This window comes from Salegentibacter agarivorans, from assembly GCF_900113135.1.
Classification (GTDB): domain Bacteria; phylum Bacteroidota; class Bacteroidia; order Flavobacteriales; family Flavobacteriaceae; genus Salegentibacter; species Salegentibacter agarivorans.
This window is the reverse complement of record NZ_FOOH01000023.1, coordinates 54608-65562: the sequence shown is the minus strand read 5'-3', so window position 1 is coordinate 65562 and position 10955 is coordinate 54608. Positions and strand designations below refer to the sequence as shown.

The window sequence follows — 10955 nt, the reverse complement described above, 5'->3', positions numbered from 1 at the left end:
AAAGATAGATCGCTGGTACCGTCGACGTCTAAGGATGTGTATCTGGAAACAATGGAAACGCATCCGCACGAAAGGAAAGATGCTTATCAAGCTTGGCCTGAACAAGTGGAAAGCGTGGGAATATGCCAACACGAGGAAAAGTCACTGGCATATCGCCAACAGCTTTATCCTCACAAGGACCATCACCACGCACAGACTGAGACAGGCTGGCTACCCTTTTCTGCTGGATTATTATTCTAAAGTTAGAACATAAATTAGGGAACCGCTCAGTACGGATCCGTACGCTGAGTGGTGTGAGAGGACAGATAGGGAATTAATCCCTATCTTCCTACTCGATTTTTGTAAGTATAAACTATTGCCACGAATACACGAATATTTTGTGATTAGTTGTTCTTGTTTCGTCATTGCGAGAAATAATTTGACCACAGGAGAATTATGACGCGGCAATCTGTAATTAAAATAAGGATTGCTTTTTATTAATAATGAACAGATTGCTTCAGTTGAGCTTCCATCGCAACGACGCAAATTCTGCTCACTGAGACTGCAAACTGTTTATTTTCCTTTCAATTCTATCACTTCTAAATCCTGAATTTTCGCAGCATCAATTTTAAATCTCAGCATAGTACGTTTCTTATGAAATCCCTGTTTTCCTGCTGCACCCGGATTCATATGAAGTAATCCCAGGTTTTTATCGTTCATTACCTTTAAAATATGAGAATGTCCGCTAATAAAAAGTTTTGGTGGATCCTGTTTTATTTGATCCCGAATTGCGGGAGAATATCTACCCGGATATCCTCCAATATGGGTGATCCAAACATCTACTCCTTCGCATTTAAAACGCTGGTGAAGCGGAAATTCCTTTCTTATCTCCGCATCGTCAATGTTGCCATAAACTGCTCTTAGGGGTTTTATTTTTTGCAATTCATCAGAAACAGCGGTAGTGCCAATATCGCCGGCGTGCCATATTTCATCAGCTTCCCCGGCATAATGCAAAATTCTTTCGTCTATATGACTGTGGGTATCACTTAGCAAGAGTATTTTTTTCAAATCTGGAATATTTTATTTAGAAAAATCATTTTAAAACCGATGCCTTCAAAGGATTTAAGCTTCTAATAAATGCCTTATCTTTGCAGTTCGCAAATATAAAAATAAAGAACTCGGTTGAGGTATTTTTTAGAACTGGCATATTTTGGAAAGGCTTATCACGGTTGGCAAAATCAGCCAAACGCCATTTCGGTTCAGGAAGAAATAGAACGGGCACTTTCGGTTGTTTTTCAACAAAAAACAGCTATTGTTGGCGCTGGCAGAACAGATGCGGGGGTGCACGCAAAACAGATCTTTGCGCATTTTGATACCGATCACGAACTTGAAAAGGAAGCTTTTCAGTTTAAATTGAATTCTTTGCTTCCGGCAGACATAGCTATACGGGATTTTTTTAAAGTGAAGCCGGATGCACATGCCCGCTTTGATGCTTTAAGCCGGAGTTATGAATATCATATCGTTCAGCATAAAGATCCTTTTTTAGAAGATAGAAGTTATTTTATGAAGAATAAGCTGGATGTTGAAAAAATGAATAAGGCCGCAGAAATCTTAAAGGATTATACTAATTTTAAGTGTTTTTCAAAGTCTAAAACCGATGTAAAAACCTATAATTGCAAGATTACTGAAGCAGTTTGGAAAATAGAAAATGGAGTGTTGGTTTTTCATATTTCAGCCGACAGATTTTTAAGAAATATGGTGCGTGCAATTGTGGGAACTTTACTGGAAATTGGTTTAGGGAAGCAACCTATTGAAAATATTCACGAGGTTATAAGAAGTAAAGACAGGAGTAAGGCGGGAACTTCGGTGCCTGCAAAAGCATTATACCTTACAAAGGTTACTTATCCGGAAATAGCAATAAAATAAATGGCATCTAAAACAGGTAACGCATTCGATTTTGATTTATTTAAGCGCCTGCTTAAATACACTAATCCCTACAAAGTAACTTTCTATTTTGTGGCGGTTGCTGCGATTTTGCTTTCATTTTTTGCTGTTTTAAGACCCTATTTATTAAAGGTTACTGTAGATGATGCAATTACCCCGCAGGATTATGATAACCTGGTTTTTTATGTGGGTTTAATGGCTGGAGTTTTAGTGCTGGAAGTTATTTTTCAGTTTCTATTTGTGTATTTCGCCAACTGGCTGGGACAGGAAGTGGTTAGAGACCTTCGGGTGAACCTTTTTAAACATATGCTCAACTTTAAAATGACTTATTTTGATAAGTCGGCAGTTGGGCGTTTGGTAACCCGCGCGGTAAGCGATATTGAAACCATTGCCAGTATTTTTAGCCAGGGGCTTTTTATGATTATCAGTGATATTCTAAAAATGTTGGTGGTAATAGGTTTTATGTTTTACCAGAGTTGGCAGTTAACCTTGTTGGTATTGACGGTGCTTCCTTTAATTATGTACGCTACGCGTGTATTTCAGAAGAAAATGAAAGTTGCTTTTGAAGAAGTAAGAACCCAGGTTGCCAATTTAAACACCTTTGTTCAGGAGCGAATTACAGGAATGAAAATCGTTCAGCTTTTTACCCGCGAAAAAGCCGAATACAATAATTTTAAAGAAATAAACGGGAAACATCGTGATGCCTGGGTGAAGACGGTTTGGTATAACTCTATTTTCTTTCCAATTGCCGAAATGGCAACTTCCATAACCATTGGTTTGATCGTTTGGTACGGTGGACTGCGAGCTGTAGCCGATGACGGAATTACCCTTGGGGTAATTATCGCTTTTATTGAATTATCGCAATTATTATTTAGACCTCTTCGCCAAATTGCCGATAAGTTTAACACGTTGCAAATGGGAATGGTAGCGGCTAATCGTGTATTCGGAATTCTCGATACCGAATCTTCAATAAGTAATACAGGTAAGATTGAAGTTAGCGATCTTAAAGGAGAAATTGAATTTAAAGACGTTCGTTTTAGCTATACCGATGATGAAGAAGTGCTTAAAGGCGTTTCTTTTAAAGCGAATCCCGGGGAAACTATTGCAATTGTGGGAGCTACCGGTGCAGGAAAATCTACCGTTATCAACCTGCTGAATCGTTTTTATGAAATAAAAAGCGGGCAAATTTTGGTTGATGGTATTGATATTAAAGATATTACTTTAGAATCCCTGCGTTCTGAAATTGCCGTGGTGTTGCAGAATGTTTTCCTTTTTGCCGATACCATTTTGAGTAATATAAACCTTAACGATCCCGATATTACGGAAGAGGAAGTGGTTAAAGCTGCAAAACAAATTGGAATTCACGAGTTTATAAATACGTTACCAAACGGTTATCATTATAATGTAAAAGAACGCGGAGCAATGCTTTCTTCGGGCCAGCGCCAGCTTATTTCATTTTTGCGGGCGTATATGAGTAATCCAAGTATTTTGATTTTGGATGAAGCAACGTCTTCAGTTGATACTTATAGCGAACTTTTAATCCAGGAAGCAACCGATAAAATTACGAAAGGACGTACTTCTATTGTAATTGCACACAGACTTGCAACCATTAAAAAAGCCGATAAGATTATGGTGATGGATGCCGGTAAAATTGTAGAGATAGGAACTCATACCGAACTGCTTCAAAAGAAGGATGGTTATTACAAAAACCTGTATGAAGTTCAGTTTATGGCAGAAGAATCTTTGTAAAAATTATAAAAGGTCTTCCTTAATTCGTTCAATAAGTTCTTCGTTACTTTCAAACATGACAAATTCCCCGTCTCTTATATAAGAAATTTGTCCCGTTTCCTCACTTACAACAAGTGCGAGTGCATCGGTTTTTTCAGTAATACCAACGGCGGCGCGGTGTCGTAACCCAAATCTAAGCGGAATAGACCTATCGTTAGAAACCGGTAAAATAACCCGGGTGGCGGTAATTTTGTTGTCTTCAATGATCATCGCGCCATCGTGAAGTGGTGAATTTTTATAGAAAATAGATTCAATAATGGGTTGATTGAGTTCAATATTCATATCGTCCCCGGAATTTTTTACAAAATCCAGATTCGTGTTTTTCTGAATAATAATCAATGCCCCCGTAAAACTCTGACCCATCACTTCGCAGGCTGAAATGATATCTTCTACATTCGTGCTGGTTTCTAGATCACCTTTTAAGAATCGAAGTTGGGTGAAAAACTTTCCTTTTTGAGTGAAATTGGTAGAGCCAATCATTAAAAGGAATTTCCTAATTTCCTGTTGAAAAACCACAATTAATGCAAACATTCCCACGCCAATAAATTCACCAAGAACACTACTCAAAAGCTCCATTTGCAGCAATTGCGTAAGGCTTCCCATTAAGTAAATAATAACGATCCCGATAAAGATATTCACCGCAACCGTTCCTTTTACCAGCTTGTACAAATAATACAGCAGTAGAGCTACAAATACAATATCGAGAACATCAAGAAAACGAAGGTTTATTATATCCAAATTAGCGTGGTTTTGTGTAAAAATAGAAAATATGCGGCTACTTATTAAGTTCTGCGTATAATTTAGTGCATTCTACCGCTTCTTTTACGTCGTGCACCCTTAAAATGGAAGCGCCTTTGCTTAGCGCAATTGTGTTTAAAAAGGTAGTGCCATTTAAAGCTTCCTGCGCTGAGGTATTTAAAGTCTTATAAATTAATGATTTTCGTGAAAGTCCGGCAAGAATAGGAAGCTCTAAAGTTTTAAAAAGTTCCATTTTAGAAAGCAATTCAAAATTCTGGGCAATATTTTTAGCAAATCCGAAACCGGGATCTACTATAAGATCGTTGATTCCTAAAGCTCTCGCCTCATTTATTTTTTCTGAAAAATAAAATAAAATATCCTGCAAAAGATCATCATACTGGTTAAGATCTTTCATAGTTTGGGGCGTGCCACGCATATGCATCATAATATAAGGAACCTGGTACTTAGCAACGGTTTCCATCATTTCGGGATCCAGGTTTCCGGCAGAAATATCGTTAATTATCGCCACTCCGGCTTCAATACTTTTTTCAGCTACATTTGCTCTAAAAGTATCTACGGAAATTAATGCTTCTGGGAAGTTTTTTAAAATATTTTCTATGGCAGGAAGTACACGATTTAATTCTTCGGTTTCGTCCACTCTAGGAGCGCCAGGTGGCGTGCTGTAGCCTCCAACGTCAATAAAATTAGCACCATCTTCCAGCATTTTTTCTACTTGTTTAAGAATATCGTTTTCCGAAGTTTTTCTGCTTTCAGCATAAAAAGAATTGGGAGTAGTATTGATAATTCCCATCACTTTTGGATTGCTAAGATTTAGGAGTTCGCCTTTACAATTTATGGTCATTTTTCGTGGAATTTTAATTGAATATTCTGAAGTGAAAAACAATGATTTTTAAAGCTCAATTCAGAAATTATAAAATGCGGTTTTAGTATCTAAAATATTTGCACGAAATTTACGCAAATTAGATCTCTTTTATGCAGAATACCTCAAAACAGTATGACGCGGTGGTGACTACCTGCCGCAGCCTGTTTATCAATAAGATGAAAGATTACGGAAGCGCCTGGAGAATTCTTAGGCTGCCGTCACTTACCGACCAGATTTTTATAAAAGCCCAACGCATTAGAAAACTTCAGGAAAACGGAGTGAGAAAGGTAGATGAAGACGAAAAATCTGAATTTATTGGGATTATTAATTATTCGGTAATGGCGTTAATTCAGTTGGAAAAAGGCGTGGTTGCACAGCCCGATCTTGGGGTAGAAGAGGCTACAGAACTTTACGATGAAAAAATAGCCGAAGCCAAGGCTTTGATGATGAATAAAAATCACGATTATGGTGAAGCCTGGCGTGATATGCGGGTTAGTTCGTTAACGGACCTTATTATTCAGAAATTACTACGTGTAAAGCAAATTGAAGATAATAAAGGACAAACCCTGGTGAGTGAGGGGATTGATGCGAATTACCAGGATATTATTAATTATTCAATTTTTGCTATGATCCTTATAAATGAAAACGAAGACTAGTTTTTGTAACTTTTTAGGAGATAAAAGCATTATTTAAATAAAACAGAATGAAATTATTAGTAGGAATTTCCAGAGTACTGGTTGGTGTATTATTTATTTTTTCAGGATTTATAAAACTCAACGATCCGCTGGGATTTTCTTACAAACTCCAGGAATATTTTAGTCCTGAAGTTTTGGGACTGGAATTTCTGGTGCCTTACTCTTTGGTAATTGCCATTATTTTAGTGGTTTTTGAGCTGGTAGTAGGAATAATGATTTTAATAGGCTACCTGCCCAAATTCACCGTTTGGAGCCTGCTGTTAATGATCGTTTTCTTTACGTTTCTTACGTTTTATTCGGCTTACTTTAACAAGGTGACAGATTGTGGATGCTTTGGCGATGCCATACCGCTAACACCCTGGCAGTCTTTTATAAAAGACGTGATTTTACTCATTTTCATATTAATTCTATTTTTTAATCGAAAATTGATCACCCCGGTTTTAAACCCAATTTCTCACCGTTGGATTATCTTTTTGTCTTTTATGCTTTCCTTTTGGTTTTGTTATCACGTTTTGATGCACTTACCGGTTTTTGATTTTAGAGCTTATAAAATTGGAAATAACATTCCGGAGTTAATGGAAGTTCCCGAAGATGCTCAAAAAGCGATTTATGAATACGAATGGACGTTTCTTCATAATGGCGAAGAAGTAAACGTAACTACAGATGGAAGTTACCCCAACCAAGAAGGTGAATTTGTTGAAGTGCAAACTACTATGGTAGAAGAAGGTTATGTACCGCCAATTCAGGATTTTGAAATAGAAAAAGATGGCGAGGTTATGACCAGTCAAATTCTTGACGCCGAAAAGCTTTTTATGGTGGTGGCCTATGATCTCTCACATACCGAGCAGGAAGGATTTAAAGCTATACAAAAACTTGCGACCGAAGCTGATGAAAAAGGGTATAAAGTAGTTGGTTTAACTGCTTCAAATGATGCAGATCAGGAAAAAATTATCAATAAATTCAAACTCGATTTTGAATTTTACCAGGTAGATAAAAAGGTTTTGCAAACAATTGTAAGGTCTAACCCAGGTCTTTTAGTTTTAGAGAGCGGCACAATTACCCAGAAAAAGCATTGGTTTGATGCTGAGGATATAAAATTATAAATCATCCTTAAGTTTTTTTAAAATATTGGTAAAAAGCCAATCTTCATTCGGCTTGGGCGCAGCTATGTTTATTCTTATCAATATATTTGTAGATGTGCGGATTTTTTCCGCGGAAATAAATAAAATCAACTAAGAAATTATGAGAAAAAAAATAGTAGCCGGAAACTGGAAAATGAATAACGATCTTGCTGAAACGCAAGAACTGCTTTCACATTTAAAAATGCAATTGGTAAAAGAGCCGCAGGCTGAGGTTATGGTGGCACCTGCTTTTACTAATTTATACTCTGCTTTTCAGGGTTTAAAAGATACCTCGGTACAGGTTGTGGCGCAAAATATGCATCAGGCAGAAAATGGAGCTTATACAGGAGAAGTTTCAGCAAAAATGCTTAAAAGTATTGGTGTAGATACCGTAATTTTAGGCCATAGTGAGCGCCGCGCTCATTTTGGAGAAACTAATGATATTCTTGCCGAAAAAGTAAATGCAGCCCTAAAAAACGAGATGAGAATTATCTTTTGTTTTGGTGAAGAACTTGCCGATAGAAAGAGCGATAAACATTTTGATCTAATAGCGAAACAACTTCAGGAGAGTTTATACCAGATTTCAGATTCAGATTGGAAAAATGTGGTATTGGCTTACGAGCCGGTTTGGGCTATTGGAACGGGAGAAACTGCTTCCCCGGAACAGGCACAGGAAATGCACGCTTTTATAAGAAAAAACATTGCAGAGAAATTTAATGATGAAATCGCGCAAAATGTTTCTATTCTTTATGGAGGAAGTGTGAAACCGGCCAACGCTAGAGAGATCTTCGCTAAAGAAGATGTAGACGGCGGACTTATTGGGGGTGCCAGCCTTAAAGCTGTAGATTTTGTTGAAATTATAAACGCCTTTTAATATGTCTTCTAATTATCTCGAATTCAAGTTTAAAATAGAGCCGCTTCAGCCTGCTTCAGAAATCCTGGTAGCAGAGCTTGGCTATTTGGGTTTTGAGAGTTTTGTGGAAGAAGAAGACGGCCTTACAGCCTATATCCCTGCCGAAGAATATGAAGATGATCTTCTGGCAGGGGTTCATATTTTACAATCGAATGAATTTCAAATTACCTATTCCAAAGGAGAAATTGAGCAGGTAAACTGGAATGAAGAATGGGAAAAGAATTTCAGCCCCATTATGGTAGACGATATTTGTAGTGTTAGGGCGCCATTTCATCCAGAACCCGATACAGAATTTGATATCGTGATTGAGCCAAAGATGTCTTTTGGCACCGGGCATCACGCTACCACACATATGATGATTCAGCATATTTTAAAAAACGACTGGAATGAGAAAGTGGTTCTGGATATGGGCTGCGGAACTGGCGTTTTAGCGATTCTGGCAAGTATGAAAGGGGCAAAGTTTGTAGATGCCATAGATATCGACAATTGGTGTTACCAAAACACCCTGGAAAATGTGGGCAGAAACGATTGCGATAATATTAATGTAGAAGAGGGCGGCGCCGAATTATTACAGGATAGAAAATATGATATGATCCTGGCGAATATTAATCGTAATATTTTACTTAGAGATCTTCCAATTTATAAAGATTGCCTTATAAAAGGTGGAAATCTTTTTTTAAGCGGATTTTACGAAGAGGATATCCCGGTGATAACAGAAGCCTGCCAGAAATTAGGTTTAAATTATATAGAACATATTGAGCGAAGTAATTGGGTTGCTGTAAAGTTTTCAGCGTAAGCATTTTATAGATAATTTGTATCTTTGAAGCTTTAAAATTGTAAATGACGATGAGTACTAAAGAAGAAGTATTAGAAGAAGTAAAGACCACTACGCAGAAGGAGAATGAGATCGTACTTTATAATGACGATTACAATACTTTTGATCACGTAATAGAAACTTTAATCTATGCCTGCGAGCATACTCCTGTGCAGGCAGAACAATGTGCTATCCTGGTTCATTACAAAGGAAAATGTATTGTTAAAACCGGTTCTTTTGATGATTTAAAACCCAGATGTTCAAAATTACTGGAAGAGGGATTAAATGCAGAGATAATTTAGATCAAAAAACTTGAAGATTCTTTTCAGATTATAAAAATAATAATATATTTGCAGCCGCTTAACCACCTAGGAAAAGCGATATTTTAATGGCCTTGTGGCGCAACTGAATAGCGCACCTGATTACGGCTCAGGAGGTTCCAGGTTTGAATCCTGGCAAGGTCACTTTTAGAGAATTCAAATGATATCAAAACCCTGTAAATGCTATGATTTACAGGGTTTTATGTTTTTTAGGGGTTTTGTTAGAAAGACTTTTATTATATTTAATATCTAACAAATCGTCAACATAAAAATTTATCCTGTCAACATGTTGACAGTTTGATTACCAGTAGCTTAAATTTTTTTGTGGATTTGACTTTCGTCTTTTAACTGAATATTAATTTAAAGACGATAACTATGCGTACTTCTAAAACATTTTCCATCTTATTCTGGGTGTATGCTTCCAGAGTGAAAAACAATCAAGCCAATCTCTACGTTCGAATTTCTCTAGATAGCCGTAGAGTAAACATTAGTTTAAAATCTAAAGTTCCATTCGATCTTTGGGATCCTTCAACACAACGTGTCGATGGTAATTCTAAACAAGCTAGGGAGGCTAATAATCTCATTTCGGAGACCAGAACAAAGATTTTCCAGAATTACCAGGACTTAAGGTTCCAGAATAAAAAAGTAACCGCAGACCTTCTTAAATCAAATTTTTTAGGGGAAGGGCCTAGAGATAAAACCTTGTTAGATATTTTAGAGTATCACAAACAAAAGATTGAGAAAACGCTTACCAAAGGAACCATCCGTAATTTCGGTGTTACAGAGAAATATGTTCTTAAATTCTTAAACGAAGAACTTAAGACGACCACTATTTATCTGAACGAACTTAATTATAAGTTTATCAATGACTTTGCGAATTTCCTTTTTAACTACTGGCCAAAAGGCCATGTGAACGCCATGAGTCATAACACGGTAATGAAGCATTTACAGAGACTTCGTAAAATAGTAACTCTTGCTTTTCATTTGGAATGGGTTGAAAAGGATCCGTTTATACGCTGGAAACCTACTTTTCAAAAAAAGGAACGAGACTTTCTAAATCTTAGTGAGTTAAAACAAATCGAGGATTTTAATTTTCATAATGACCGTTTGGATAGGGTGAGGGATTTATTTGTTTTTAGCTGTTATACAGGAATCAGTTTTACAGATATGAATGATTTAACCAAGGATAATGTTAGGAATGGTCTGGACGGCCAGAAATGGCTTTTCACTTCAAGAAATAAGACTAAAGCCAAAGTTAAGATACCTTTACTGGATAAAGCTCTAGAGATACTCGAAAAGTATGAGGATCATCCAATGACAGAAATAAGCCAAAGTCTTTTGCCAGTTATAACCAATGTTAAGGTTAATCTTTATTTAAAAGAAGTCGCTGATCTCTGTGATATCAAGAAGAATTTAACCTTCCATATGGCCAGACATACTTTTGCTACTACTGTTACGCTTTCCAATGGAGTACCTATAGAAACTGTCTCTAAACTTTTGGGGCATACGAAAATAGCAACAACCCAAATATATGCGCGAGTTCTTGAAGATAAATTAAGTCAAGATATGTCTGAACTCAGCAGAAAGCTTAGGAATTGGAAACCTAATGTTTAATTATAGATTAAACGAAATCTGATAGTAGGTATTAAACCAATCCTGTTCTTAAGGCTTTTGTACATTGAAAAATGGGCGTAATGAAAGTTATGGTGTTTTTAAAATTCCATGAACAGATATGGTTTAAATGGCCACAGTGCAAGATC

At 36.8% G+C, this 10955-nt stretch carries 12 protein-coding genes and 1 tRNA gene; 10 read left to right on the top strand and 3 right to left on the bottom strand.

Annotated elements, in window-relative coordinates; all coding sequences use genetic code 11:
• Positions 1-240 (top strand): hypothetical protein (locus BM084_RS19300; RefSeq protein ID WP_218152255.1); only part of this gene is annotated, 240 nt, incomplete at its 5' end.
• Positions 241-552: 312 nt separating this feature from the next.
• On the opposite strand, the gene BM084_RS15000 is transcribed toward BM084_RS19300, so the two are convergent.
• Positions 553-1047, bottom strand: a complete 495-nt coding sequence (locus tag BM084_RS15000) for a metallophosphoesterase family protein (protein WP_075327817.1) — start codon at positions 1045-1047, stop codon at positions 553-555.
• A gap of 114 nt (positions 1048-1161) precedes the next feature.
• On the opposite strand from BM084_RS15000, the gene truA reads away from it, so the two are divergent.
• Together truA and BM084_RS14990 are read left to right on the top strand one after the other, a co-directional pair.
• Positions 1162-1905 (top strand): tRNA pseudouridine(38-40) synthase TruA, encoded by a 744-nt coding sequence (truA, locus tag BM084_RS14995; RefSeq protein ID WP_093305813.1) that lies wholly within the window; start codon positions 1162-1164, stop codon positions 1903-1905.
• Positions 1906-3672 carry an ABC transporter ATP-binding protein gene (locus tag BM084_RS14990; protein WP_093305811.1) on the top strand — a complete coding sequence of 589 codons (1767 nt, stop codon included), beginning with the start codon at positions 1906-1908 and terminating at the stop codon, positions 3670-3672. It abuts the gene before it with no gap.
• A 3-nt stretch (positions 3673-3675) separates the two neighbouring features.
• Here the strand turns inward: BM084_RS14990 and cdaA are convergent, their stop codons facing one another.
• Together cdaA and folP are read right to left on the bottom strand one after the other, a co-directional pair.
• Positions 3676-4449: a diadenylate cyclase CdaA gene (gene cdaA, locus BM084_RS14985; RefSeq protein ID WP_075327814.1), complete on the bottom strand. Its 774-nt coding sequence runs from the start codon at positions 4447-4449 to the stop codon at positions 3676-3678.
• Between the two features lie 37 nt (positions 4450-4486).
• Entirely contained in the window at positions 4487-5311 is an 825-nt protein-coding gene (gene folP, locus BM084_RS14980; RefSeq protein ID WP_093305809.1) for a dihydropteroate synthase, read from the bottom strand.
• Positions 5312-5442: 131 nt separating this feature from the next.
• On the opposite strand from folP, the gene BM084_RS14975 reads away from it, so the two are divergent.
• The 7 genes from BM084_RS14975 (at position 5443) to BM084_RS14945 (ending at position 10809) form a co-directional block, all read left to right on the top strand.
• The gene (locus BM084_RS14975; RefSeq protein ID WP_093305807.1) at positions 5443-5988 is read left to right on the top strand and encodes a DUF1599 domain-containing protein; all 546 of its coding nucleotides are present in this window, start codon (positions 5443-5445) and stop codon (positions 5986-5988) included.
• Positions 5989-6035: 47 nt separating this feature from the next.
• On the top strand, positions 6036-7130 hold the full coding sequence (locus BM084_RS14970) for a BT_3928 family protein (protein ID WP_093305805.1): 1095 nt from the start codon (positions 6036-6038) through the stop codon (positions 7128-7130).
• A gap of 139 nt (positions 7131-7269) precedes the next feature.
• Positions 7270-8022 (top strand): triose-phosphate isomerase, encoded by a 753-nt coding sequence (tpiA, locus tag BM084_RS14965; RefSeq protein WP_093305804.1) that lies wholly within the window; start codon positions 7270-7272, stop codon positions 8020-8022.
• Between the two features lies 1 nt (position 8023).
• Entirely contained in the window at positions 8024-8857 is an 834-nt protein-coding gene (prmA, locus tag BM084_RS14960) for a 50S ribosomal protein L11 methyltransferase (RefSeq protein ID WP_093305802.1), read from the top strand.
• Positions 8858-8907: 50 nt separating this feature from the next.
• The gene (locus tag BM084_RS14955; RefSeq protein ID WP_093305800.1) at positions 8908-9177 is read left to right on the top strand and encodes an ATP-dependent Clp protease adaptor ClpS; all 270 of its coding nucleotides are present in this window, start codon (positions 8908-8910) and stop codon (positions 9175-9177) included.
• Between the two features lie 88 nt (positions 9178-9265).
• Positions 9266-9339 (top strand) — tRNA-Arg (locus BM084_RS14950).
• A gap of 231 nt (positions 9340-9570) precedes the next feature.
• Entirely contained in the window at positions 9571-10809 is a 1239-nt protein-coding gene (locus BM084_RS14945) for a site-specific integrase (RefSeq protein WP_075327710.1), read from the top strand.
• The last annotated feature ends 146 nt before the right edge of the window (positions 10810-10955 follow it).

Excerpts from the sequence above, each read along its gene's own strand:
- BM084_RS14990 (WP_093305811.1), top strand. The coding sequence starts at position 1,906 with ATGGCATCTAAAACAGGTAACGCATTCGATTTTGATTTATTTAAGCGC.
- BM084_RS14975 (WP_093305807.1), top strand. The coding sequence starts at position 5,443 with ATGCAGAATACCTCAAAACAGTATGACGCGGTGGTGACTACCTGCCGC.
- prmA (WP_093305802.1), top strand. The coding sequence starts at position 8,024 with ATGTCTTCTAATTATCTCGAATTCAAGTTTAAAATAGAGCCGCTTCAG.
- BM084_RS14955 (WP_093305800.1), top strand. The coding sequence starts at position 8,908 with ATGAGTACTAAAGAAGAAGTATTAGAAGAAGTAAAGACCACTACGCAG.
- BM084_RS14970 (WP_093305805.1), top strand. The coding sequence starts at position 6,036 with ATGAAATTATTAGTAGGAATTTCCAGAGTACTGGTTGGTGTATTATTT.
- BM084_RS14945 (WP_075327710.1), top strand. The coding sequence starts at position 9,571 with ATGCGTACTTCTAAAACATTTTCCATCTTATTCTGGGTGTATGCTTCC.
- tpiA (WP_093305804.1), top strand. The coding sequence starts at position 7,270 with ATGAGAAAAAAAATAGTAGCCGGAAACTGGAAAATGAATAACGATCTT.
- folP (WP_093305809.1), bottom strand. The coding sequence starts at position 5,311 with ATGACCATAAATTGTAAAGGCGAACTCCTAAATCTTAGCAATCCAAAA.